This is a genomic window from Abiotrophia sp. HMSC24B09 (assembly GCF_001815865.1).
Lineage (GTDB): Bacteria > Bacillota > Bacilli > Lactobacillales > Aerococcaceae > Abiotrophia.
Map to the genome: position 1 here is coordinate 21,718 of NZ_KV822192.1, position 23,721 is coordinate 45,438.

General features: G+C 46.8%; 22 protein-coding genes. 14 read left to right on the forward strand and 8 right to left on the reverse strand.

From position 1 onward, the window contains the following. Positions 1–196 precede the first annotated feature (196 nt). Entirely contained in the window at positions 197–1,159 is a 963-nt protein-coding gene (locus HMPREF3093_RS00915) for an LPXTG cell wall anchor domain-containing protein (protein ID WP_070755165.1), read from the forward strand. 59 nt (positions 1,160–1,218) lie between these two features. Here the strand turns inward: HMPREF3093_RS00915 and HMPREF3093_RS00920 are convergent, their stop codons facing one another. Both HMPREF3093_RS00920 and HMPREF3093_RS00925 read right to left on the reverse strand, forming a co-directional pair. Continuing rightward, complete coding sequence (locus tag HMPREF3093_RS00920) at positions 1,219–1,905, reverse strand: potassium channel family protein (protein WP_023392244.1); 687 nt, start codon at positions 1,903–1,905, stop codon at positions 1,219–1,221. Between the two features lie 21 nt (positions 1,906–1,926). Next, positions 1,927–3,303, reverse strand: a complete 1,377-nt coding sequence (locus tag HMPREF3093_RS00925; protein WP_070755166.1) for a TrkH family potassium uptake protein — start codon at positions 3,301–3,303, stop codon at positions 1,927–1,929. Positions 3,304–3,389: 86 nt separating this feature from the next. Here HMPREF3093_RS00925 and rlmH point away from each other — a divergent pair, with 86 nt between their 5' ends. Together rlmH and HMPREF3093_RS00935 are read left to right on the forward strand one after the other, a co-directional pair. Continuing rightward, positions 3,390–3,869 carry a 23S rRNA (pseudouridine(1915)-N(3))-methyltransferase RlmH gene (rlmH, locus tag HMPREF3093_RS00930; RefSeq protein WP_070755167.1) on the forward strand — a complete coding sequence of 160 codons (480 nt, stop codon included), beginning with the start codon at positions 3,390–3,392 and terminating at the stop codon, positions 3,867–3,869. 12 nt (positions 3,870–3,881) lie between these two features. Beyond that, on the forward strand, positions 3,882–4,367 hold the full coding sequence (locus HMPREF3093_RS00935) for an LURP-one-related/scramblase family protein (RefSeq protein WP_070755168.1): 486 nt from the start codon (positions 3,882–3,884) through the stop codon (positions 4,365–4,367). A 57-nt stretch (positions 4,368–4,424) separates the two neighbouring features. Here the strand turns inward: HMPREF3093_RS00935 and HMPREF3093_RS00940 are convergent, their stop codons facing one another. Beyond that, positions 4,425–5,102: a hypothetical protein gene (locus tag HMPREF3093_RS00940; protein WP_070755169.1), complete on the reverse strand. Its 678-nt coding sequence runs from the start codon at positions 5,100–5,102 to the stop codon at positions 4,425–4,427. A 214-nt stretch (positions 5,103–5,316) separates the two neighbouring features. Here HMPREF3093_RS00940 and HMPREF3093_RS00945 point away from each other — a divergent pair, with 214 nt between their 5' ends. The 5 genes from HMPREF3093_RS00945 (at position 5,317) to HMPREF3093_RS00965 (ending at position 11,543) form a co-directional block, all read left to right on the forward strand. Continuing rightward, complete coding sequence (locus HMPREF3093_RS00945) at positions 5,317–6,006, forward strand: SanA/YdcF family protein (protein WP_070755170.1); 690 nt, start codon at positions 5,317–5,319, stop codon at positions 6,004–6,006. A gap of 178 nt (positions 6,007–6,184) precedes the next feature. Beyond that, positions 6,185–6,673: an Lrp/AsnC family transcriptional regulator gene (locus tag HMPREF3093_RS00950; RefSeq protein ID WP_023392238.1), complete on the forward strand. Its 489-nt coding sequence runs from the start codon at positions 6,185–6,187 to the stop codon at positions 6,671–6,673. After that, positions 6,670–7,854: a pyridoxal phosphate-dependent aminotransferase gene (locus HMPREF3093_RS00955; RefSeq protein ID WP_023392237.1), complete on the forward strand. Its 1,185-nt coding sequence runs from the start codon at positions 6,670–6,672 to the stop codon at positions 7,852–7,854. The genes HMPREF3093_RS00950 and HMPREF3093_RS00955 overlap by 4 nt, the downstream gene beginning before the upstream one ends. A 1-nt stretch (position 7,855) precedes the next feature. After that, positions 7,856–9,649: an oligoendopeptidase F gene (pepF, locus tag HMPREF3093_RS00960; RefSeq protein WP_070755171.1), complete on the forward strand. Its 1,794-nt coding sequence runs from the start codon at positions 7,856–7,858 to the stop codon at positions 9,647–9,649. Positions 9,650–9,989: 340 nt separating this feature from the next. Continuing rightward, positions 9,990–11,543 carry a bifunctional metallophosphatase/5'-nucleotidase gene (locus HMPREF3093_RS00965; RefSeq protein ID WP_070755172.1) on the forward strand — a complete coding sequence of 518 codons (1,554 nt, stop codon included), beginning with the start codon at positions 9,990–9,992 and terminating at the stop codon, positions 11,541–11,543. Positions 11,544–11,625: 82 nt separating this feature from the next. On the opposite strand, the gene HMPREF3093_RS00970 is transcribed toward HMPREF3093_RS00965, so the two are convergent. After that, complete coding sequence (locus tag HMPREF3093_RS00970; RefSeq protein WP_070755173.1) at positions 11,626–13,083, reverse strand: NCS2 family permease; 1,458 nt, start codon at positions 13,081–13,083, stop codon at positions 11,626–11,628. 263 nt (positions 13,084–13,346) lie between these two features. Here HMPREF3093_RS00970 and HMPREF3093_RS00975 point away from each other — a divergent pair, with 263 nt between their 5' ends. The 4 genes from HMPREF3093_RS00975 to HMPREF3093_RS00990 all read left to right on the forward strand — a co-directional run bounded on the left by HMPREF3093_RS00975 (position 13,347) and on the right by HMPREF3093_RS00990 (position 18,148). Continuing rightward, the gene (locus tag HMPREF3093_RS00975; protein ID WP_083316222.1) at positions 13,347–14,087 is read left to right on the forward strand and encodes a metallophosphoesterase; all 741 of its coding nucleotides are present in this window, start codon (positions 13,347–13,349) and stop codon (positions 14,085–14,087) included. A gap of 3 nt (positions 14,088–14,090) precedes the next feature. Then, positions 14,091–16,268, forward strand: a complete 2,178-nt coding sequence (locus tag HMPREF3093_RS00980) for a Tex family protein (protein WP_070755174.1) — start codon at positions 14,091–14,093, stop codon at positions 16,266–16,268. Positions 16,269–16,312: 44 nt separating this feature from the next. Further along, a complete protein-coding gene (locus HMPREF3093_RS00985; protein WP_070755175.1) occupies positions 16,313–17,326 on the forward strand; it encodes a glycosyltransferase family 2 protein in 1,014 nt (337 codons plus the stop codon). A gap of 102 nt (positions 17,327–17,428) precedes the next feature. After that, positions 17,429–18,148: a YebC/PmpR family DNA-binding transcriptional regulator gene (locus HMPREF3093_RS00990; RefSeq protein ID WP_023392229.1), complete on the forward strand. Its 720-nt coding sequence runs from the start codon at positions 17,429–17,431 to the stop codon at positions 18,146–18,148. Between the two features lie 58 nt (positions 18,149–18,206). On the opposite strand, the gene HMPREF3093_RS00995 is transcribed toward HMPREF3093_RS00990, so the two are convergent. From HMPREF3093_RS00995 to HMPREF3093_RS01010, 4 genes are read right to left on the reverse strand one after another with little or no spacing between them, the layout of a single operon-like run. Next, positions 18,207–18,806 (reverse strand): response regulator transcription factor, encoded by a 600-nt coding sequence (locus HMPREF3093_RS00995; protein WP_070755176.1) that lies wholly within the window; start codon positions 18,804–18,806, stop codon positions 18,207–18,209. A gap of 8 nt (positions 18,807–18,814) precedes the next feature. Further along, a complete protein-coding gene (locus HMPREF3093_RS01000; RefSeq protein WP_083316223.1) occupies positions 18,815–19,921 on the reverse strand; it encodes a sensor histidine kinase in 1,107 nt (368 codons plus the stop codon). Between the two features lie 23 nt (positions 19,922–19,944). After that, positions 19,945–20,676, reverse strand: a complete 732-nt coding sequence (locus HMPREF3093_RS01005; protein WP_070755177.1) for an ABC transporter permease — start codon at positions 20,674–20,676, stop codon at positions 19,945–19,947. A gap of 1 nt (position 20,677) precedes the next feature. Then, positions 20,678–21,574, reverse strand: coding sequence for an ABC transporter ATP-binding protein (locus tag HMPREF3093_RS01010; protein ID WP_070755178.1), 897 nt, complete (start codon positions 21,572–21,574; stop codon positions 20,678–20,680). Positions 21,575–21,784: 210 nt separating this feature from the next. Between HMPREF3093_RS01010 and HMPREF3093_RS01015 the strand changes: the two genes are divergently transcribed. Together HMPREF3093_RS01015 and HMPREF3093_RS01020 are read left to right on the forward strand one after the other, a co-directional pair. Continuing rightward, positions 21,785–22,471, forward strand: coding sequence for a zinc metallopeptidase (locus HMPREF3093_RS01015; RefSeq protein WP_023392224.1), 687 nt, complete (start codon positions 21,785–21,787; stop codon positions 22,469–22,471). A 21-nt stretch (positions 22,472–22,492) separates the two neighbouring features. Further along, complete coding sequence (locus HMPREF3093_RS01020) at positions 22,493–23,698, forward strand: YcjF family protein (protein WP_070755179.1); 1,206 nt, start codon at positions 22,493–22,495, stop codon at positions 23,696–23,698. Positions 23,699–23,721: the final 23 nt, after the last annotated feature.

The window sequence follows — 23,721 nt, forward strand, 5'->3', positions numbered from 1 at the left end:
TGTGAAAACAGGGGCTCTTTTTATTTTTGTAACATCTACGTAATAATCTGCGTTGTCGATTTGGACCGGTAATAAGCGGAATGTTGCGAATTTATGAATTATTCGGGAAATAAATAATAAAAAACAAAGATTCACTTGTAATCTTTCTGTAACAGAGTTACAATAAGTGTAACAAAAGGAAAGGAAGCGATTCACCATGAAAAAGTGGTCGAAAGGAATCTTAGTTTTGGGTTTAGTTGCCAGTGTTTTGGGTAGCTATCCAGTTGCAGCACAAGCCACTGCATCAAATAATGAGGCGGAGGCCAGCCAAGTAGCGCAAGCTAAGGAACACAGTATTGTGCGCTATGTTCTAGTTAATGCCCAAGATAATACAGAAGGGCTTGTTTTCTACTTCTTGGTAGAGGGTAATCGTGATCAAGCTGTCTCTGCGGCTCATAAGTGGCTAGTAGAACAAGGTCTTGAAAAAGATGGTATGGCGGGTGTTAAGGAATATAAACCAGCCAAAGAACGCGAAACGTCTGAAGGTTTGGTGACCGCTAGCGTATATGATGCTAGTCAAACCATTCAAAATTTTGCGGCGCTCAAGAAAAAATTCGATAGCTACTTAGCGCAGTTGCCTCTGGAAGATGAAGCGGATAAACAAGTGCTACCTGTTATTTCATTGCCAGCACCTAAGCCTGAACAAAAGCCAGCAGAGAGCTCGCAAGCTTCAGAATCTAAGCCAAGTGAATCCAAGCCGGCCGAATCTTCTCAATCTACAGCCTCTAAGCCAGCTGAATCCAAACCGGCTGAGTCTTCCCAATCTTCAATGTCTAAGCCAAGTGAATCCAAACCGGCCGAATCTTCTCAATCCACAGCCTCTAAGCCAGCTGAATCCAAACCAGCTGAGTCTTCTCAATCCTCAGTTTCTAAGCCAAGTGAATCTAAGCCCAACGAATCTTCAAAACCTAACGAATCTAAGCCTTCTGACTCTAAATCTGAATCAAAAGAAAGTCAAAGCTCAAGTAGTAAGGTAGAGGTCAAGAAAGAAAGCAAAAGAGAGAATAAGAAGGGCCTGCCAAATACAGGTGAGGTGGACCGCCTACCATTCTTGTTAGTGGGTGCTCTACTAGTCATTGCAGCGATTGGCCTCATCCTCATGCGTCGTCGTCCTTCCTAAATTTAATGTATTAGCAAAAAAGCCATGGTTTCAAACCATGGCTTTTTATGATAGTCGGTTTAGTCGTTAAAGTAGCCTAAGTAGTCATATTTCTCAAAAACATGAGAATTAGCCATCGCGACCAAAATGGTGTTGGCTTCAATTGGGTGGTTGATGGCAATAGAAGAATTCAACTTCTCGCCTTTTTCTTCCCGCATACCAATTAGGTTGAGTTCGTACTTGCGACGCAAGTCTAATTCTAAGACAGTCTTACCGACCCATGCGTCAGGCGCCGTAAATTCGACAATCGAGGTATCATCGTCTAATCGTAGTACTTCGTCAATCTTATTACGGAGAATCTTAGATGCTAATCGGACACCGGAGTCGCGTTCAGGAGAGACCACTACATGGACGCCTACTTCATAGAGGACCTCTTCAAAGGTTAAGCTACGAGCCTTACCCACGATACGAGGGACACCTAATTTTTTACAGTGCATAGCCGCTAGTACGGAGCTTTCCAGGTTAGTACCGGTTGCGATAATGACAATGTCGCATTCCTTAACACCGATATTTTTCAAGAAGTCATAATCGGTAATGTCGCCAACGGCCGCTTTAGTAACATAGTCCGCCACGTCTTGGACATTGGCTTGTCGGTTGTCAATGGCGATAACGTCTACATCGTATTTGCTAAGTTCTTTAGCGACGGTACGGCCAAAGACCCCCAGACCTAAGACGCCAATAATCCGAGTATTAAGTTTTGGTTTCATAAGTGTACAGATCCTTTCTGATTAGCCGATTAATACATCAGTATCGGCATAGTGAATTTCTTTGCGGTCACGTTGGAGCAAGCTGAGAAAGACGGTAAAGGGACCTACCCGGCCCAAGAACATCATCCCCATAATAATGATGCGTCCCCAAGTTGTAAGTTGCGAGGTAATCCCTGCTGAAGAACCCACAGTGGCCATAGCAGAAATGGCCTCGAAGAGGAGATGGTAAGGATTCAAATCTGGATGCTCCAAGAGTAAGAGCGAATAGCCAATCATTAAGACCGTGAAGAAAAAGAGAATGATGGTCATAGCCTGCTTAACGGCGCTGGCTGGAATAACCCGTTTATGGAAAGTTACTTCAGTGTGGCCCTTGAGCTCGGAACGGAAGAGTAAGAACATGATGGCAGCCGTGGTAACCTTAATCCCACCGGCTGTACCGCCAGGTGCTCCCCCAATCAGCATGAGAATCATATAAACTAGGTTAGTGAAGGGATGGGTCGCTTCATAGTTCAAAGTCGAGAAGCCTGCCGTACGGAAGGCAGTAGACTGGAAGAAAGAAATCATCCACTGCTGGAAGATATTATAATTACCGATAGTTGAGCCATGTCTGAGTTCTGATAGCCAAGTGATAAGGGCTCCGCCAAATAACAAGGTAGCAGTTGCTATCAGCGCTAGGCGGGAGTGGGAACTCAAACGGCGGAAACTCAAACGCAAAAGTCGCGGACGAGAATGGAAGTAGTGATTCAGCCTTTCGCTCAGCTCGGCCCAGACGGTGAAACCAATCCCTCCCGCGATAATGAGTAGGGCAACCGTAAAGTTAACTGTCGGATTGAGGACGAAGTCTTGGAGACTGTTGCTACCCAGGTTGTCAAAACCAGCATTACAAAAGGCAGAAACCGCAACAAACACTGCATTGAAGGCGCCTTTTGCCCAACCGTAGCGTGGGATGAAGTCCGTCATCAGAACCAGGGCGCCAATGGCTTCCACTGCGAAGGTGAAGCGATAAGCATTAAAGAGAAAGTCCTTGTAGTTGTCGTTGGTATTACGGTTAAGGGCCATCTGCAAGGTGGTTTGGTCCTTGAGTGAAATGCGTCGCTTCAGGTAGAAGAGACTGACAGAAATCAGGGTGATGAGCCCTAAACCCCCAATCTGCATAAGGACAATACCGACAATTTGGCCAAAGACCGTATAAGTGTCCTTAATGGATAGGACAGTCAAACCCGTCACACAGACCATAGAGACGGCGGTGAAAAGATGGTCTAAATAAGATTGATGTGTTCCTGGCTGGTTGGAAATAGGCAACCAGAGGAGAAAGCTCCCGGTCAAAATAACCACCAGAAAGCTAACCGTTAGCTTCTGGGTTGCGGTCCATTTGCTCGGGGAGAATAGATCTTGCATAGCGAGAACCTCGATTCTAATTCAATTCCTTATTATCATACAAAAAATCATCAAAAAATGCTATGATAAAGGTAGGAGGAATCAGGATGCAAATTGAAATTATCTGTGTCGGCAAACTCAAGGAGAAATATCTCAAACAAGGGATTGCTGAATACACCAAGCGACTTGGCGCCTATGCCAACCTTTCTATCGTTGAAGTGGCCGATGAAGCGACCGCAGAGAAAATGTCCCCCCTCGAAATCGAACAAGTTTTAGATAAGGAAGCAGACCGCATAGAGGCTCGATTAGATGCTGGCCGTCAGGTCATTGTCCTCGCTATTGAAGGAGATCTCATCTCTTCTGAAGATTTAGCCCAGCGTTTGGACCGCATGGCCCTACATGGTCAAAGTAAGGTAAGCTTTATTATTGGTGGTTCCCTAGGCCTGGCGGAGCGACTCAAACAAAAAGCTCAGTGGCGGGTCAGCTTTGGACGGATTACCTTACCTCATCAACTCATGCGCCTGGTCCTAGTCGAGCAGATTTACCGGGCTTTTCGGATTATGAAGGGGCACGCCTATCACAAGTAAGGAGAGAATATGATGAAATTCTATATGGAACAACATTTTATGTCTATTCGCCAAAACTTTGAGATTTATGATGAAGCAGGGAATGTAGTCTATCAAGTTCGAGGCCGTATGCCCTGGCTTCGTCGTCAGATGACCATTCTAGATGCCAAGACAGGAACAGCCTTAGCGACAGTGACTCAGGCTATGTGGCAGCTCTTCTTCCAACGCCTAACAATTAGTATTGGCGGCCAAGCAGTGGCGACCATTCAAGAGCGCTTCAGCATCTTAAGTACCCGTTTATCGATTCAAGGTCTAGGTTGGACAGTGGATGGTATTTCTTGGCTTAAGGGCTGTAGTCTTTATGATGCAGATGGAGAAATTATCGCGACCATTCGGAGCAAGATTATGACCTGGTCCGATACCTTCGAGATTGAAATCTATGATGAGACTATTCATCCGGTATTAGTTTTGGCAGTAGTTTTAGGCATTGACACGGTTCGAGACTCAGCTGAAAATTAGCCTTTCCCAAGCAAATAAAGCCACCTATCCTAAGTGATAGGTGGCCTTCGATTTACTTTAAGGTTGTACGTTGTAGTAGAAGAGAGCGGGGCGGGAGCTGTTAGATAGGCTGACAGGCACCACCGCTTGCTTAGCTTGATCATAGTAGGCTACCAAGACTAGGCGATTGCCGACATAGGACAAGGCTTGGTTCATGAGTTCGATATCGCTGTCCTTGACGCGACTGTTGGCTTCTTGGCGAGTCATTGGTACAACTAAACGAACGACATAACTGGTTTGGTTGCCTAACTTAACCGCGATTTGGTCGACCTTAGTTTCCAAACCACTGACATTGCCAGCTTGATCCAAGTAGTTTTGCAAATCTGCTAATTCTTGTTGGCTAAGTGCTTGTTGGCTAGCAGCCTTCTCTTCTGCTGAGTAGTTGGCTTGGTAGAATTCGTTGATTTTCTTGTTGAGTTCGTTACCGTCCATTTCGGCAGGCAAGACCGTCTTCTTGTAGCTAGCGTCTTCTGGAATACTTTCATTCAGGAAAGACTGTGGTGGCTCCGAAGAGGAAGAGGCGCTACTGCTAGATTCAGGCTTACTAGAAGAAGATTGGCTGATTAACTGGCTAGAACTAGATTCTTGAGTCTGATTGTTCTTGCGCGCAGGTTCTTGGAGTTTGAGATAGAGAATCGTGGCGCCGGCACCTAAGACAATGGCCAGCAAAAATAAAAAGATATGGCGTAATTTCATGGGGTTTCCTCTTTCTATGGGATATTTGATAGTTGGGGGCTGGAGCCCTCGGGGTAATCTTCTATAGTCTACCATAGATAAGTGGCAGAGTCCGTGACAAACGGATAACAGCTGAGTTAAATTTCGCAACAGGACTGACAATTTTAGACTTCTCTTCAGGATACTGTTATACTATAAAAGCTGAGATATTTGAGAAGGAGGGAGGCTCGTGAGAATGATTCTATCAATTTTTAAAGCAATCCTTGGCCTAGCATCCTTAGGGCTCTTGCTAATCCTAGCCATTAATCTTTGGGTGATTGTTAGCGCCCAATTCCAAACCAAGATGCCTCAACAGATCCAAGACTCCGATTTGGCCGGCGACCAAGTACCTATTCTAGTGCTGGGGGCTGGGATTATCGACAATAAGGAACCAAGTAAGGTTTTGGCAGGGAGGCTAAATTCGGCCCTTGCGCTAGCCCAAACATTTCCAAATAAGGCTCTCATTATGAGTGGCGACCACACCAATCAATATTATAATGAAGTAGCAGTCATGAAAGACTATCTGGTTCAGCATGGGGTAGCCAGTAAACGGATTTATTTAGACCATGCGGGCTACTCGACTTATGATAGCCTTTATCGGCTCAAACACGTTCTGGGACAGGAACGAGTTATTATCGTCACCCAGGGCTATCATCTCTCTCGTGCGCTTATGTTAGCGCGTGGCCTGGGCCTAGAAGCCGTCGGATTTGCGGCTGAAGAGACAGAATCCACCCGATTCAAGCGTGAATTCCGTGAAGTGGGCGCCCGGCTCAAGGACTTTGCTGTGACCTATCTGGGCTACCAGATGCCGCAGCCTAGCTTAGATTATCCGATTGATTTTAGTCAATCAGGAGATCTTACCGACCGAATCAAAGTCGGGGATTGATTCTCTGAATATGACTTGCTGAGTAGCCTTAAGAGGTCGCTCGGCTTTTTTTATTCTAGCGCAGATTCGACTTGCTTGGCGCTGACCTCCAGTCTTTCGCCTTAGCCTCGCTTTGTGCTATAATAGGAATAGGGTGTGTCAGCAAAGACTGGCCACAAGTCTAGTAGGAGGTTTCATCATGAATCAACGCCAAGCGATTTTAAAAGTATTAGAAAGTAACAGTAGAATTTCACCAGCTGAATTAGCTGTTCGTCTAGGTTATAGCGAAGAAGAAGTAATCAAAACCATTGCAGAACTTGAAGCCGACCGTATTATTGTCGGTTATCATACCCTAATTAACTGGGATAAAACCGATGATCAAAGTGTTTCTGCCATTATCGAATTGAAGGTCAACCCTCAACGCGGGCAAGGCTTTGACCGTATTGCAGAAAAAATTTATCTCTTCCCAGAAGTAGACTCCCTCTACCTTATGTCTGGGGGCTTTGACTTCCTAGTCGAGCTTAAGAAGGCACCCATGAAGGAAATTGCCCTCTTTGTTTCTAGTCGTTTGTCTGTGATTGAAGAAGTTCAGTCAACAGCGACTCATATTATCTTAACTAAATACAAAGACCACGGCACCATGTTCGTAAAGGATGACAAACACAAACGGATGGTGGTAACCCCATGAGTCATCGTTTTATCAACCAGAAGGTGCAATCTATCCAACCTTCTGGTATCCGAAAATTTTTCGATATCGCCAATGAAATTGAAGATGTTATTTCGCTAGGGGTGGGGGAACCTGATTTTGATACCCCTTGGCATGTGCGCGAAGAGGGGATTTACACCCTTCAGAAAGGTCGGACTTTCTATACGGCTAACCGTGGGCTGATGGAATTACGAACCGAGATTTCTAATTACATCGCGCGCAATCATGCGGTTCAATACAATCCTGCCACTCAGGTTTTAGTCACAATCGGGGGGTCAGAGGCCATCGACCTAGCCTTGCGCGCCTGTCTAGAACCTGGAGATGAAGTGATTTATCATGAACCTTGCTATGTTTCATATTTGCCATGTATTACCCTGGCGGATGGCGTTCCGGTGCCTATTCCACTTAAGGAAGCCAATGATTTTCGGCTGACGGCGGAAGAGTTAGAAGCGGCGATTACTCCTAAGTCCAAGGCTTTAATTTTATCCTTCCCCAATAACCCGACAGGTGCGGTTATGACCAAAGAGGACTTAGAAGCCATTGCTGAAGTCATTGTGCGGCACGATCTCTTGGTTATTACGGATGAAATCTATAGTGAGCTTTCCTATACTGGTAAGAAGCACTATTCGCTCATTGATTTGCCAGGTATGGTGGAGCGGACTATCTATATCAATGGCTTTTCTAAGGCTTATGCCATGACCGGTTGGCGCCTGGGCTATTGCTGTGGACCAGAAGAAATTCTGGCTCAGATGGTGAAAATTCACCAGTTTGCCATTATGGCTGCGCCAACTATGAGCCAGTATGCGGGCACCATGGCTCTTAAGAATGGGGCTAGTGATGTGGAAATGATGCGTGACAGCTATAATCAACGTCGACGTTATTTGATGGCGGAGCTCAAACGCTTAGGCATTCCATGCTTTGAGCCTTTTGGCGCCTTCTACATCTTCCCGAATATTAGTCAATTTGGCTTAAGTTCAGAAGAGTTTGCTACCCGTCTGATTCGGGAGCACAAGGTGGCGGTTGTGCCGGGCTCGGCCTTCGGTCAGTCAGGTGAAGGCTTCGTACGGGTATCATATGCCTACTCAATCGATGAATTGAAGCAAGCCTTTGAACGCATTGAACGCTTTATCACTGAATTACGTGCAGAACAAGGAGGAAAGTAAGATGTCATTACCTTTAAGACAGGAACTGCCATTAGCGGAGACCTGGGATTTAAGTCTCTTGTATCAAGACCAGGCGGCCTATGAAGCGGCCGTGGAGGGCTTGAAGAAACAGGTGACGGAATTTGAAGCTAACTATGCGGGCACTCTGGGCCAAGCGCAACAATTAGAAAAGGCCTTAGCCGACTACGAGGCTATTCAAGTGGCTATTTCCTGGGTCTCTCATTATGGTTCACTAGCCTATGAGACCGACAAACTAGATGCTCAGAATGAAGCCAATGCAGTGGGGTTGGATCAACTCTTCGAATTAGTCGGGGCTAAGCTTGCCTTTCTAGCACCAGAGTTATCAGCCTTGGATGAAGCTTACCTGAGAGAGTTTAGTCAATCTGACAAGGGCAAGCGCTATGCTGGCTATCTCAATGAAGTCTTGCGCTTAAAGCCTAGCGTCCTTTCTAAGGAGGTTGAAGAGCTCTTATCTAGTTTCCAGAGCTCGCTCTACAACCAATATTCTCTCTATGGAACCCTCAAGTTCCAGGACTTGACCTTCGACGATTTCCAAGTGTCGGGTAAGACCTATCCAAATAGTTTCGTCAAATTTGAGGGGGACTACGAAGGGGCTAGCGACTATGAATTACGTCATGCTTCATGGAAGTCTTTCCATGATGGCTTGGCGCGCTATCAACACACGGCAGCAGCTAACTACCTCAACTATGTGCAAACGAGCAAGAAGGAAGCTAAGTTGCGAGGTTTTGACTCAATCATTGATTACGAACTCTTTAAACAAGATGTGAGTCGTGAAGCCTATAATCGCCAAATTGATGTCATTATGTCAGAGTTTGCGCCGGTGATGCGTCGTTATGCGCGCTTACTAGCAGCTGAACAGGGCTTGGACAAAGTATCTTTGGCAGATATTAAGATGCCATTCTCTAAGGAGCCTGCTGAAACCATCAGCATAGAGGCATCCCGTGCCATGGTAGAAGATACCTTCAAGGTCCTTGGCCCTGACTATCAAGAAATTGTGCGTCGCGCCTTCGATGAGCGTTGGATTGACTATCCGATGAACCAGACTAAATCAACCGGAGGATTCTGCGCGACGGTAGCCGATGGTCCATCCTATATTCTGCTCAACTGGACAGGCTTACTTAGCGAAGTGCTTGTTCTGGCTCATGAATTGGGGCATGCAGGGCACTTCCAGTTAACCAACCAGCATGTATCGCCTATTACACCAGAAGCCAGCCTTTACTTTATCGAGGCGCCTTCAACGGCTAATGAAGTGATTATGTGTCAATATTTGCTCAGCCAACCTTTAGAAGCCGCGCAAAAACGGACCTTGATTGCTGAGTTTATTGCTCGGACCTACTTCCACAACATGGTCACCCACCTCTTGGAAGCACACTTCCAACGTAAGGTGCTAGAAGCGGTAGACCGTGATGAATTCCTCAATACCGACAGTCTCAACCAATTCTTCTTAGAAACCCTTAAGGAATTCTGGGGCGATGCCCTGGAAATTAATCCAGGTGCCGAATTGACTTGGATGCGTCAGCCGCACTACTTCATGGCCCTCTATCCTTACACCTACTCAGCAGGGTTAACCATTGGGACGGCTGTAGGGCAAAAAATTGCTGCTGGTGATCAAACTACAATCAACAAATGGCTAGAAGTTCTTAAAGCTGGTGGTACCATGGGACCGTTAGCCTTAGCAGAACATGCTGGTGTATCTATGGCGGATGCTGGCGCCTTGCATTCAGCGATCGGCTACGTCGATCATTTATTAGATCAAATAGAAGCTCTTGCCTAGGATTGGTCTAGGCAAATGTTACAAGAGCGTAATATTTGCAATCAAATAAAGGGCAGATGTCAGAAGTGTTAAGCTTCATCTACAGACCGCCTATAAGCCTTTTCATTGCCAATCAAGTGCTGTATGATAGACTTAGGCAATGCAAGGAGTGCACTGCCGGAAAATGGTGCGACCTTACGTGGGGGTAAGGCATCGCTCGTTTTCTTGACTGACTTGGGAAAAGACCTTGAGGGGCTGGAGACCTCTTGGTCTTTTCCTTTTTATTTTGACTTTATTAGGCTACTTGAGAGGCTTGGCGGGATGCTGTATAATAGGAGGGCTAAGACTAAGGAGGCGTACTATGCGGCAATTATCCATCTTGATGACCAGCGACACACATGGTTTCTGGCTCAAAGCACCAGAAAATGCTGAGCGCTCATTGCTCAACACAGCAGCAACGATTGAAAAATTGAAAGAAAAGGCTAATCATCCTGTCCTAACCATTGATTTAGGAGACTTTATACAGGGTTCTTCCTTCGCCACATACTGCAAGCAGGAAGCGGGCGACGGTAGCGTCTTCGCTCGGGCTATGAATATAATTGGCTACGATTATCAATTAATTGGTAATCATGAGTTCAATTTCGGCCAAGACTATCGTGATAATATTTTGAATCAGCTAGAGGCACCGATTTTGTGTGCCAACATTGTCTGGCAGGAAACGGGTCAACCAGCACTCGGCCAACCTTATGTCATTACCGAACGTGAAGGCATCCGGATTGGGATTATTGGGGTGACAACCGAGTATATTCCCCATTGGGAGTTACCAGCGCATTATGAAGGGCTAGCCTTCCTCGATGCCTATCAAGTGGCCAAGAAATATGCTGAGCAAATCAGACCTCAGGTGGACGTCTTAATCTTGGCTTATCATGGTGGTTTTGAACGAGATTTGGATAGTTTTGAACCCCTTGAAGCTTTAACGGGCGAAAACCGCGGGGCTGAGATGCTGCAAGGGATTCCAGGCCTAGATGTGCTCTTAACGGGACACCAACACCGTGTGATTTGCCAACAAGTAGGACAGACTTGGGTAGTGCAACCAGGCTTTGCTGGCCAGTATGTAGCGGAAGTTACTTTAGATTTGGATCAAGACCATCGAGTTGTTTCTGGTCAAGCGAGCTTGCACGAAACTAGCCAAACGAGTCCGAGTCAGGCAGTACGCGAGGTCATGGAACCAGAGCTGAGCCAAGGGGCGGCTTGGTTGAATCAAGTTCTAGGAGAAGCACCTCTTTTGCCTGTTACTCATGATGCTTTTGAAGCACGTATCTACGGGCATCCTTATATTGAGTTCCTTAACCAATTGCAATTGCGGGAAACAGGAGCCGATTTTAGCGCCATTGCCTTAGTTAATGAGGCCTTTAAAGATTTCCATGGGCCTATTACCAATGAAATTCTGCTAGCTAGTTATCCTTACTATAATTTAATTGCGACTGTTGAGGTAAGTGGTCAGACAATCAAGGATGCCTTGGAGTTCGATCTCAACTATCTGGTGCTGGATCAGGATGGGCGTAAGGCCATTAATCCAAGTTACATTGCGCCTAAGCCTAAGCATTATAACTTTGATGTCTTCAGTGGCTTGATGACCACAGTAGATTTGACTCAGCCGGTAGGGCAACGTGTGGTAAGTATCGTGGATGAACGTAAGGGGCAAGAGTTGGACTTAGACGCCATTTATACCCTAGCTCTAACCCAATACCGTGCCTGCGGCGGGGGCGACTATCATATGTTTTCAAGCGACCAAATGAAGACCTTGTCGAAGACCGATTTAGCCACTTTGATGAAAGAGGCCCTTGCTCATTTTGGCCCTGAAGATTGGGAGCAAATCAATAACCATTACCAGCACTTTAACTGGTTACAATAAGCATAAGCAACTGAGACCATAGGTCTCAGTTTTTTTATAGCAAAAAAGCAGAGACAGAGTCTCTGCTAGTGATTAGATATCATTAGATAACAGCTAGAATGATGAAGTTAAGGACGAAGAGTGCGATGGAGACCCACAAGAGGGCGTGGATTTCCTTGGCCTTGCCTTGTGTTACTTTCACGATAGCGTAGGTAATAAAACCAGCTGCAATCCCGTAAGAGATAGAGTAGGAGAAGCCCATAAAGATGGAAGAGAAGAAGGCAGGCACTGCCTCGGCGAAATCTGTCCAGTTGAGGTCACTGAAGGAAGCCATCATGAGTACACCGACAATGATAAGGGCAGGTGCAGTGGCAACAGCAGGTACTAGGCTAACAAAAGGTGCAATAAACATGGTCGCTAGGAATAGTAAGGCGGTGACGACAGAAGTAAGGCCTGTTCGTCCTCCAACTCCAATCCCTGCGGCAGATTCCACATAGGTGGTGGTGTTAGATGTCCCGAAGAGGGCACCAATCAAGGTTCCGATAGAATCTCCGAAGAGAGCCTTGTCCATTTTTGAGCTGAAACCTGAGCTATTTTGTAGAGCCAATTCATCTTCAGCTGAGAAGATGCCAGTCCGGCGACCAGTTCCGACGAAGGTCCCGATGGTATCGAAGACATCAGAGAGGCTGAAAGCGAAGATGGTCATCAGCACTAAGGGGAGACGGCTCCAGTCTGCGAAGAGGGCTGGAAGACCTTCTGGACGGAAGATAACTAAGAAGGTTTGACCGAGTTCTCCAAAGGCATTGCCAAGAGAATTTTGTGCTAGGTTGGCACTTGATAGGTCAATTAGGCCCATTGGAAAGGCTAAGGCGGTAGTGATGACAATCCCTAAGAGTAGGGCACCTTTGACTTGACGGACCATGAGGATAATGGTGATGGCTAAGCCAATCAAAGCGAGAATTGCAGATGGCTGAGTGAAGTTGACCAAGGCTGGAACGATACCGGAATCAGCTACGACATTGGTAACCCCGCCAGCATATTGGGTAGCGCTAGCTGGGCCGCCATTAACAGAAAGGATGCTAGAACCGGAGGCTGTAAAGTTTAAGAAGCCTGCATTCTTCACCCCGATGTAGGCGATAAAGACCCCAATCCCAGCAGAAATAGCGTGTTGTAAGGATTCTGGGATGGAAACAATCAAGAGCTTGCGGATTTTAGTGACGGTAATCAGGATGTTGAAGATACCGCACAGGAAAACCATGGCTAAGGCTTCTTGCCAAGTGAAACCTAGACCGAAGCAGACGGTGAAGGTGAAAAAGGCATTAAGGCCCATACCTGGAGCCAAAGCGTAGGGGACATTAGCGAAAAGGCCCATGACCAATGTCGAGCTAGCTGCCGCAAAAAGTGTAGCTAGAAAGACAGCCTGGCTAGGCATGCCGGTTTGAGACAGAATTGACGGGTTGACAAAGACAATATATGCCATGGCAAGGAAGGTCGTAATCCCTGCAATAAATTCAGTTACCACGGTCGTTCCATGGTCACGTAATTTGAAAAAACGTTCCAAAATAATAGCCTCCTAATGTTTGGATTAATAGAACAGAATTGAGTATAGCATAGACAGTAGCAGATAGAACTAGTTCTAAGAGGATTTGTCTTCAAAAAAAATTAAATGTTCGTGTTTTTGAACACTGCAAGGATAGGCGGAATGAAAATGTGTAGAATTCGTAACAAAATGTCTGATAAACGAGGAGCTTTAGGGCTAGATATCGTGTTTTAAAGGCTTTTATGCTATAATGAAGAGGATTGAATGAGAAGGAGGCGATAGCCTTGACTAAGCAGGAAGCATTTGTTATTGGGGATATCCATGGTATGTACCATCTTTTGGAAGAACTATTGACCCATTGGCGCCCAGAAGATCAACAACTAATCTTTGTGGGAGACTTGATTGATCGAGGACCGAATTCGAAGGCCACGGTTGAAAAAGTAAGGGAGCTTCAAGCCAGTCATGGCGCTATCTGTCTCTGTGGTAACCATGAGGATATGTTATTGGAGACCTTGACGGACCCAGAAAACTACTTTGGCCGCTATAAGCGTAACGGTGGTTTGACCACCATCTCAGAATTTTTAGAGACGACGCGTAGTAGGCTAGAAGACCAATCGGGCCAGTTGCTGTCTGACTGCTTGAAGGAGACTCAGCCGTGGCTGCAAGCCTGGTTGGAGGGCCTGCCCCTCTATACAGAATTTGGCAACTTCATCATTGCACATGCTGGGGTTAATCCGGAAGTCGACCAGTGGCAAGATTCTTCACGCCGCGATTTTGTCTGGATTCGCGAACCCTTCCATACGCTGCCTAATAAGACTGGGCGGCCAATTATCTTTGGCCACACCCCAATTGGCCGGCTGAATGACGATGGCCAGACTCATCATGTTTGGCATCGTGAGGGTGATTTGATTGGCATTGATGGCGGTGCAGTATACGGTGGCCATCTATTGGCTGTCCGAATCAATCACGAGACCCTTCTCGAAACATTCTGCGTTCCTTCGGACGCACCAAAGGTGGACGATTAAATCATGACAGTAACATTAACACATGAAGTACAAGAGGTAGCTAAGGAACTTAAGTTGCCGGTTGATAAGGTCAGTGTCGTCTTAGAGCTCTTGGCCGAAGGCAACACCATTCCTTTTATTGCGCGCTATCGTAAGGAAAAAACAGGCGCCCTAGATGAAGTCCAAATTCACGAGATTGAGACCCGCTATCGTTATGTCACGCAATTGGCCGAGCGTAAGGAAGAAGTTAAGCGTCTGATTGATGAGCAAGAAAAACTGACTCCAGAATTAGCTGGGCAAATCGAAGCGGCTAGCACCTTGCAACAAGTAGAAGACCTCTACCGCCCTTATAAGCAGAAGCGTCGGACTAAGGCCATGGTGGCCATTGAACAAGGCTTGGAACCTTTGGCTCAATGGTTGTTGAATGAGCAGGCAGGGGACGTCGAAGAGACTGCTGCTGGATATCTTAACGAAGAAGTTACTGATGTGGCAGCTGCTCTAGCTGGTGCCCATGAAATTCTGGCCCAATGGGTGTCAGACAATGCTGCCTACCGCGAATTTATCCGCAAATACATGCGTTATAATGCCATCCTCAAGACCAAGCTCAAGAAGGAAGAGGCGGACCCTAACCAAGTCTATGCGATGTACTATGACTTCGAAAATAAACTTAGCGACCTACCAGCGCACCGGACCTTAGCTCTCAACCGAGCTGAGAAGGAAGAGGTTATCAGCGTATCTATTGAGGTGGATGAAGCGCCAATCTTCAATTATTTGGAGCGGCATGTCCTAGCTGAAAATCTCCCAGAAGCTAAGCGTGTCTTAGGGCAGGCGGCCATTCGAGATGCTTACAAACGTTTCATCTTTCCAGCCATTGAGCGGGAACTTCGCAATGAAGCGACTGAGCGGGCAGATAAGCAAGCCATCCAAGTCTTTGGGGACAACCTCAAGCATTTGCTCCTGACGCCACCTCTTAAGGGGCGGACAGTGCTGGGCTTAGACCCTGCCTACCGTACGGGCTGTAAGCTAGCGGTCGTTAACCAAACCGGTAAGGTCTTGGATAAAGGGGTTATTTACCCTCATAAACCAGCAGGTGAACGCCAACGTCAAGCGGCTAGTGGCCAATTGGCAGACTTGATTAAAGCACACGGGGTTGAAGTCATTGCTATTGGGAACGGGACCGCCAGTCGGGAATCTGAGCAGTTCGTAGCTCAAGTCATCAAGACCTTGGACCAACCGGTTAAATATATGATTGTTAACGAGGCGGGAGCTTCTGTCTATTCAGCTAGTGAACTAGCCCGTCAAGAATTTCCGGATTATCAGGTAGAAGAGCGGAGCGCGGTTTCCATTGCCCGCCGTCTGCAAGACCCTTTGGCTGAATTGATTAAGATTGATCCTAAGTCCATTGGTGTGGGTCAGTATCAGCACGATGTGGCTCAAAAGCAATTGACCGAGGAACTAGACTTTGTGGTCAATACCACTGTTAACCGAGTAGGTGTGGATGTGAATACAGCCAGTGTTTCCCTCTTGCAACACGTGTCGGGTTTGACCGCGACAACCGCTAAAAACTTGATTAGCCTACGTGATGAGTTAGGTCGCTTTGAAGACCGTCGTCAAATTAAGGATGTTAAGCGCCTAGGGCCTAAAACCTATGAGCAAGCCATTGGTTTCCTCCGGATTGTTGGGGGTAAGAATCCACTTGATCAGACCGGCATTCACCCAGAGAGTTACGCAGTAGCGCGTATGATTCTGGACCGTGCAGGTATAGCTCTAGACGCGATTGGCTCTGATCATGCTGTGGAGGCCTTAGGTGCCCTTAGACCAGCCCAACTTGCTCAGGAGCTAGCAGTAGGCCAGGCAACCATTGTAGATATTATTGAGGGCCTCAAGCATCCCCTACATGATATCCGGGATGCTGGTCCAGCACCGATTTTACGTGAAGATGTCATGTCCTTAGACGATCTCGAAGTTGGGATGCAACTACAAGGCGTGGTCCGCAACGTGGTCGACTTTGGTGCCTTTGTGGATATCGGGGTCAAGCAAGATGGCCTGATTCATATTTCCAAACTATCCAAGAAATTCATCAAGCATCCTTCAGAAGCGGTAGCTGTGGGGGATATCTTGGAAGTTGAAGTCACTGTCTTAGATAAGAAAAAAGGCCGTATTGGCCTCAAGCGCCTCTTCAAGAAGCCTGCCCAAGGCTAGGCGCCATTGACTTCAATGTTTCGACTAGAAAGGTAGAATATTTAATGAAATTACTAACTGTGGCAATCCCCTCATATAATTCCGCAGATTATATGGGACGGGCTATTGAGTCCCTCTTGCCGGCAGGCGACCAGATTGAAATCTTGGTCATTGATGATGGCTCTAAGGATGAAACCTTGACCATTGCTCAAGACTATCAGCGCCGCTATCCAGACCAGGTCAAGGCTATTCATCAGGCTAACAAGGGGCATGGTGGGGCCGTCAATACTGGTCTAGCCCATGCGACGGGCCAATATTTCAAGGTAGTGGACTCTGATGACTGGGTGGATGAGTCGGCTTTGGCGGCGGTTATGGCAACCCTTGAGCGCTTTGAAGCAGAGAATACCCAGGTGGATGTTCTCTTGACCAATTATGTTTATGAGCAGGGAGAGGAAGGCGCCAAGCGAACGGTTCGCTACGAGCGTAATTTGCCTATTAATCAGTTCTTTGGCTGGGATGAAGTCAAGCCTTTCTCAGTAGGCGAGTATCTCATGATGCATTCATTGATATATCGGACCCAACTGTTAAGAGATTGTGGTCTTATCTTGCCAGAACACACCTTCTATGTAGATAATGTCTTTGTTTATCAACCGATTCAGCATGTTCAGCGCCTCTATTATCTGGATGTCGACTTCTATCGTTATCTGATTGGCCGCGATGACCAGTCGGTCAATGAACGAGTTATGATGGGGCGGATTGACCAGCAACTCAAAGTTAACCGAATTTTAATTGAAGCAGTTGACTTTAGTCAGCCGCTACACCCTAGCATTCGCCAGTATTTGCTTAAACATTTGGAGATTGTCAACAGTATTTCTAGCGCCTTGCTCAATCGTATTGGGACCCCAGAAGCGATAGCTAAGCGCCAAGACCTCTGGAACTTCCTACAAGAACGTAACCCTGAGGCCTTCAAAGTCTTGCGTTATGCTTTCTTTGGCCGCTTAACAACAGCGAATACGCGAGTAGGACGTTGGGTTTCCAACCAGGTTTATAAAGTCATTCGCAAGGTCGGGGGCTACTAAAAGCCTACTTGCCCACTGGCAAGGCAAATGAGTGTCAGACCTTGCCATAGCGGGGGCTTAGCCTTATAATAGTAATATCTTAAGAGAAAGTGATGTGAAAGAATGGGACGTAAATGGGCCAACATCAAAGAAAAAAAAGCCAAGTTGGACGCCAATAACAGTAAGGTCTACGCAAAATTCGGGATTGAAATTTATGTAGCAGCTAAACAAGGCGATCCAGATCCCCATAGTAACCAAAAATTGAAATTTGTCATTGATCGTGCTAAGACCTATAATGTGCCTAAGCATGTCATTGACCGTGCTATCGAAAAAGCCAAAGGTGGCGGCGATGAAAGTTTCCAAGAGCTCCGCTACGAAGGTTTTGGGCCAAATGGTTCCATGATTATCGTGGATGCCTTGACTAACAACGTAAACCGGACTGCCAGTGATGTGCGGGCGGCCTATGGTAAGAACGGCGGGAACATGGGTGTCAGCGGGTCTGTTAGCTACCTCTTCGACGCGACAGCTGTCTTCGTTATCGCCGGCCAAGATGCTGACGAAATCATGATGGGCTTATTAGAAGCTGATGTAGATGTCCGTGAAGTAACGCAAGAAGGTGAGTCTGTTGTCGTTTACGGCGAACCTAACGACTTCCACGCCATTCAATCAGCTTTGGAGGCCATGGGGATTAGCGAGTTTGAAGTGGCAGAATTAGACCTCTTGCCACAAAACGAAGTGACCTTAACAGGTGACGACTTAGCTAAATTTGAGCGTTTGATTGAAGTCTTAGAAGATAATGACGACGTTCAACGCGTTTACCACAACGTGGACTTAGAAGACTAAGATAAAGTAAAAGACTGAGAAGCATTAACTTCTCAGTCTTTTTTCTTTGGCGAAATTTTTAATACCAACCATTTTCTTGGCAGATACGGATGGCATCCGCCCGATTTTTGGCGCTTAGTTTTTGCAGAACGGTAGATATGTAGTTGCGGACGGTACCTTCTGATAGATGGAGCTCCTGGGCTAACTCCTTGTTAGAGAGCCCTTCTCTAACGCCTGCCATGAGCTGGCGCTCTTGTGGGGTCAAGGGATTGTGATGAGTGAAAAGGCGATCAACGAGCTCAGGCGCATATTCTTTCTTACCCGCTAGGATGTTTTCCAGGGTTTCCATGAGGGCATGGACAGGCCGCTCCTTGAGGACGAAGGCATCGATATCGGCTTTGAGGGCGCGCTCGAAGTAGCCGGGACGCTTGAAGGTGGTGAAGATGAGGACCTTAACCTCAGGGTGATGGGCCTTAGACCACTCTAGCACATCTAAGCCACTGGCGTAGGGCATTTCAATGTCTAAGAGGGCGATATCGATGGTCTGGCTACCTATAATCTCCATGGCTTCCTGGCCATTTTTGGCTGGGTGGACGCTTTCTACTTGGTCTTCTAGCTCTAGGAGTTGACAGAGGGCATCTCGAAGCATGGCTTGGTCTTCTGCAATTAAGAGGCGCATGGAATCACCTATCCTTTCTCGTAGGGCATTTTAAGTTGGACTTGGGTAGGTTGGCGACGGCTGAGGATGTTGAGCTGTCCGCCTTGAATTTGCAGGCGGTCCAAGATGGTGTGGAGTTCACCTTCCTGCACGGGGCCAAAACCTTGTCCGTCGTCTTCTACAAAGGCGTAGAGGAAATTGTCGTTCCGCCAGAGACGGATTAGCACATGCTTGGCTTGGGCGTGCTTGATGATATTGTTGCAGGCTTCTAGCAAGCACAAAGCTAGGGTGGAGGATTGGTCCTGAGTCAAGGACAGGTTACCTAGTTGGTTGTCAATGACCACCTGGATGCCAGATATTTCTAACATTTCTTGCAGACGGATGAGTTCGTTAGCCAAGTCGTGGTGGTCTAAGTCGTTGATGATAGCCCGTACCTGGTGCATGGCTTCCTGGGTAAGGTTGTGAATATCCTTAACATGTTCTTGGGCAGCCTCATATTTTTGACGTGCCATCAGGCTAGTGGCTAATTCACTCTTAACAGCTAAGGTGGCGAAGAGATGGCCTAGGTTATCATGGAGGTCACGCCGGATTCGATGACGTTCATTTTCAGCTAAAAGTAAGTTGATTTGCTTATTTTTAGCTTCTTCTCTTTCCTGCATGAGCTCTCGCAATCGACCGAAGCGTTGCCCGATGGAAAAGAGGATGATGAAGCCAATTAGCAGGCCCAGATAGAATAACTCAATGGAATCCAAGCCCCGCCAAGTGTGATAGACATAGATGCCTAGGGCGATACCATAAATACTTAACCAACGCCAAGACCAGAGGGAAGAACGAGGAAAACAATAGGCCATGACATTGCCCAAATAAAAGAGGAACCAAATAAAGTTAGGATTGAGGGAAAGGGCACAGTAACAGATATAGCCTGCCGCATAAATCCAACTAAGGGTGACAATTCGTTGGTCTTGGCTCCATAAGAGGGAGAGATAGGAAACTAAAAAGATAAAGGTCAAGCCCAAAAGCCCCCAATTGATGGGGGACTGATTGATGGATTCAATAACGGGGAATAGAATGAAGACCAGACTGATATAGAACATGATGTGCGTCTGTTTCATCGCGATTTTCAGGCGTTGGAACACGATGGTCCCTCCTTCTAAAGGACTTATTTTACTTCAATTTTACGTTGCACCAAGGCAATTAGGATTAAGAAGCAGATTCCATAGGCTACCAATGCTAAAATGGAATCCCATGCCCAGACACGGTTAGTATACCAGTTTTGGATAATCTGCATTAAGTGGTAGCTAGGAATCCATTTGGCTAGGTTTTGCATCCATTGAGGGAAAAACATCAGAGGCATCCAGAGGCCGCCTAAGAGTGACATGGCCATAAAGGCGATGTTCCCAACCATGGAGATAGTTTCTTCACTTGGCAAGTAGGAAATGAGGGCCCCAATAAATGAGAAGGGAATCATCCCGACCAAGAGAATAAGAATGACCATGAAATAGTCACCAGCCGGTAGGGTAATTTGACGAACTAAGCCACCAAAGCTGAAGACCACGCCGATGGCGAGGGAATAGAGCAAGACAAAGCGTAAGGCTTTTACTAAGTAATATTGTACCACAGACACCGGTGAATGGTGAAGAAAACGTCGCCAATTGTTATGCTTATCTGCAGTTAAATTATAGGGTAGGGCGAAAACGTTGAAGCTTAGAAGAGAAGAGGCCGTCATGGAAATCATCATGAAGACTCTGTAGCTATAAGGCATCTCCGCTTGATAGATACCAGAGAAGAGGAGGTAGAAAGCCAAGGGCATGCCGATGGCCATGACTAAACTCTGCCAATTGCGTAATGTAAAGTAGGTCTCTACCTTGATGAGGGCGCGTAAGTTTTTCATTTTATTTTACCTCGCTTTCTTGGTCGTCTCGGGTAGTTTCGAAAATACTATTGAGTAAGGTGCGGCGAGCGACTTCTAATTCACTGAAGGTGCAACCTGCTTGACTAAGGGCTGCCCAGACTTCAGCACCATTCTTAGTATGGAAGGTCAGGTTATCACTGTTTTCAGTCAGTTCCATAATGTCTTGGCGCTTAGCCAATACTTCTTGGAAGCGCAAAGGGACGGTAAAGAACTGGGTTAATTCTTCTGACCGCATACGGTGTGGTGTTGTGTCACGAATGAGCTTTCCTTGGTGGAGCACTAGAATACGTTCGGCTGTGTGTTCGACTTCTTCAATGTAGTGGGAAGAGTAGAGAATGGTGGTCCCGGTTTCTTTGATTCGATGGATAATTTCCCAGAACTGTTGGCGTGTCGAAGTATCCATGGCAGCTGTTGGTTCGTCTAGTATGAGAACGGAAGGACGGCCAATCAAGGTTAAGGCGAAGCTTAGCAGGCGGCGTTGACCACCGGATAAGGATTGGGTCATCTGATTGTATTGGCTTGGACTGAAACGCAAAATATCTTGGATTTCTTCCTGCGTCAAAGGGTAGTCATAGATGGATTGGAAGAAGCTGATTAATTCCTTGACCTTGAGGTTTTTAGGGAGTTCATTAGTTTGAGGTAGGAGGCCGATAGTGCTCTTGAGTTTGCGGTTACCCACTGCTAGACCTTTAATGGTGATGCTCCCTTGGCTGAGGATTTTGTCATGAAGTAAGAGTTCAATCAAAGTAGTCTTGCCGGCCCCGTTAGGACCAATGAGGGCGATGCATTCGCCAGCCTCAATCGAGAAGTTGATATCTTGTAAGATGGGGCGGCCCTTGATGGTCTTGCCGGCACCTTTTACATTAATGAGACTCATAATAGTTCCCTCCTTGCTGTTGATGGTTTTATTATAGGCCAAGAAATCGGAGGCTAGTAGTAGCGCCTGTCATGACATGATGTGACATTTGTCATGACTTGGTGGATGGTAGATTTCTTAAGTTTTCCCAAAGGGCTCAGCCTAAAAGATGCCAAGGGTCCTTAAACTTGATATAATAAGGTATAACTTGAAAATAATGGAGGGATATCCATGAGATATTTATTTGACCCAACTTACTTCTTAATCATTATCGGGATGGCTTTTGCTGGTTACGCCCAATGGAAAGTAAAATCCACCTTCAGTAAATACAGTGAATGGGAAACCAGCAAGGGCACGACTGGTCGCCAAGTGGCGCAAGCTATTCTGCAACAAACTCTAATTAACAATGTTCAAGTCGAACATGTTTCAGGTGATTTGACTGACCACTATGACTCTCGTCACAAGGTCTTGCGGCTGTCTGATGCGACCGATATGGAAACTTCGGTTGCAGCCGTTGCGGTTGCTGCTCACGAATGTGGTCACGCAGTTCAAGACGCTGAGAACTACTTCCCGCTCCGTTTGCGTAATGCCTTAGTGCCTGTGACCCAAATTGGTTCAGCAGCGGCCATGCCAGTTATTATTGCCGGCTTTATTTTCCAAATGATGGGCTTGGTCCAATTCGGGATTATTCTCTTCTCCCTAGTCCTAGTCTTCCAAGTGGTGACCCTGCCAGTGGAATTCGATGCGAGTGCGCGGGCACTTAAAATTTTGGAACAAAACCAACTTTTGGCCCCAGAAGAAATGCCGGCTGCCCGCAAGGTGCTTAATGCAGCAGCCTTAACCTATGTGGCGGCAGCCAGTGCTACAGCCTTACAGTTGCTCCGTTTGATTATTCTATCTAGTCGTAACAACGACTAATGTCAGTCCAGGAGGTGGCCTATGCGCCAACTAAATCAACTTTTCAAGCGTCGGGTCAACACCCAGCTGGTGGATGAGTTACTCAATAAAACCCAGACTGAAGTTGACAAGATGCAGCCCCTCAATGTCCTAGTGGCGGGTAAAACTGGGAGTGGTAAATCCACGCTCATTAATGCCCTTTTCCGGGAAAATCTGGCAAGCACAGGGGCCGGGCTACCCATTACTCAACAGCTAGTGCGTATTACCAAGGAAGGCGTGCCTCTGACCCTCTATGATACCAAAGGGCTGGAGTTGACAGCTGAATCCCAGCGGGAGGTCTTAGCTAGTTTGTCGGATCTCCTGATTGAAAAACGTCAAGGCGACCCGCGCGATAAAATTCACGTGGTCTACTACTGCTTGAATTCGACCATGGCTAGAATTGAAGCCATGGAACTAGAAATCATCAAGACCTTGGCCCAATATGTGCCGGTTATTCTGGTCTTGACCCAACAACTGGATCCAGGTAACCAGGAATTTCTTAATCAGTTACAGGCAATGACCCTGCCAGTTAAGGGGATTGTGCCTATTCTGGCCAAGGCTTATAGCCTGCCTAAACAGGCCCTGATTCCGCCTCATGGTTTGAATGAGCTCCTGGAATTGAGTCTAAGTTTAGTGCCGGAGTCAGTCCACCGGGCTTTTATCAACGCCCAACAGGTCGATTTGGCAAGAAAGGTCAAAGAGGCTAGGCGTTGGGCGCAAACCTATGTGACGACTGCATTTGGGGTTGGCTTTGTGCCAATTCCGGTAGCGGACGCGACGCTTTTAGTTCCCATGCAAATTACCATGCTAGCTCATCTATCGGCCATCTTCGGGGTGTCGTTAGAGAAATCTCAGTTAATTAGCTTGGTCATGGGTTTAGGTGGGACCGGTGGCACGACTTTGGTGGGTAAACTCGTGGTATCATCTGTCTTCAAGATTCTACCTGGCTTAGGAACAGTAACGGGTGGCGCTGTGACGGGAGCCATTGCTTCTGGTTTGACTTTGAGTCTGGCCTACAGTTATATCGAGGTTCTCAAGCAGATTGCGACGGCAGAACAGCAGGGGCGCGATATGCGCCTGAGAGAAATCCAGAAAATCATGAACCGCTCTTTTGAACAACATGTAGCGGTTGTGAACCAGGTCTTGCCTGACAATCTCAAGCAAGGTGCCTTTGTTAACTGGTTGCAGAGCTTCTTCGAAAAATTTTAGAGAAAACAAAGACCCAAGACACT

What these genes read in the sequence shown, in the direction of transcription:
- HMPREF3093_RS00995 (WP_070755176.1), bottom strand. Translation starts at nt 18,806, where the DNA reads ATGCGCCTCTTAATTGCAGAAGACCAAGCCATGCTTCGAGATGCCCTC.
- HMPREF3093_RS00985 (WP_070755175.1), top strand. Translation starts at nt 16,313, where the DNA reads ATGAAATTACTAACTGTGGCAATCCCCTCATATAATTCCGCAGATTAT.
- HMPREF3093_RS01020 (WP_070755179.1), top strand. Translation starts at nt 22,493, where the DNA reads ATGCGCCAACTAAATCAACTTTTCAAGCGTCGGGTCAACACCCAGCTG.
- HMPREF3093_RS01015 (WP_023392224.1), top strand. Translation starts at nt 21,785, where the DNA reads ATGAGATATTTATTTGACCCAACTTACTTCTTAATCATTATCGGGATG.
- pepF (WP_070755171.1), top strand. Translation starts at nt 7,856, where the DNA reads ATGTCATTACCTTTAAGACAGGAACTGCCATTAGCGGAGACCTGGGAT.
- HMPREF3093_RS00940 (WP_070755169.1), bottom strand. Translation starts at nt 5,102, where the DNA reads ATGAAATTACGCCATATCTTTTTATTTTTGCTGGCCATTGTCTTAGGT.
- HMPREF3093_RS00935 (WP_070755168.1), top strand. Translation starts at nt 3,882, where the DNA reads ATGAAATTCTATATGGAACAACATTTTATGTCTATTCGCCAAAACTTT.
- HMPREF3093_RS00980 (WP_070755174.1), top strand. Translation starts at nt 14,091, where the DNA reads ATGACAGTAACATTAACACATGAAGTACAAGAGGTAGCTAAGGAACTT.
- HMPREF3093_RS00915 (WP_070755165.1), top strand. Translation starts at nt 197, where the DNA reads ATGAAAAAGTGGTCGAAAGGAATCTTAGTTTTGGGTTTAGTTGCCAGT.
- rlmH (WP_070755167.1), top strand. Translation starts at nt 3,390, where the DNA reads ATGCAAATTGAAATTATCTGTGTCGGCAAACTCAAGGAGAAATATCTC.
- HMPREF3093_RS01010 (WP_070755178.1), bottom strand. Translation starts at nt 21,574, where the DNA reads ATGAGTCTCATTAATGTAAAAGGTGCCGGCAAGACCATCAAGGGCCGC.
- HMPREF3093_RS00955 (WP_023392237.1), top strand. Translation starts at nt 6,670, where the DNA reads ATGAGTCATCGTTTTATCAACCAGAAGGTGCAATCTATCCAACCTTCT.
- HMPREF3093_RS00990 (WP_023392229.1), top strand. Translation starts at nt 17,429, where the DNA reads ATGGGACGTAAATGGGCCAACATCAAAGAAAAAAAAGCCAAGTTGGAC.
- HMPREF3093_RS00965 (WP_070755172.1), top strand. Translation starts at nt 9,990, where the DNA reads ATGCGGCAATTATCCATCTTGATGACCAGCGACACACATGGTTTCTGG.
- HMPREF3093_RS00945 (WP_070755170.1), top strand. Translation starts at nt 5,317, where the DNA reads ATGATTCTATCAATTTTTAAAGCAATCCTTGGCCTAGCATCCTTAGGG.
- HMPREF3093_RS00925 (WP_070755166.1), bottom strand. Translation starts at nt 3,303, where the DNA reads ATGCAAGATCTATTCTCCCCGAGCAAATGGACCGCAACCCAGAAGCTA.
- HMPREF3093_RS01005 (WP_070755177.1), bottom strand. Translation starts at nt 20,676, where the DNA reads ATGAAAAACTTACGCGCCCTCATCAAGGTAGAGACCTACTTTACATTA.
- HMPREF3093_RS00950 (WP_023392238.1), top strand. Translation starts at nt 6,185, where the DNA reads ATGAATCAACGCCAAGCGATTTTAAAAGTATTAGAAAGTAACAGTAGA.
- HMPREF3093_RS00920 (WP_023392244.1), bottom strand. Translation starts at nt 1,905, where the DNA reads ATGAAACCAAAACTTAATACTCGGATTATTGGCGTCTTAGGTCTGGGG.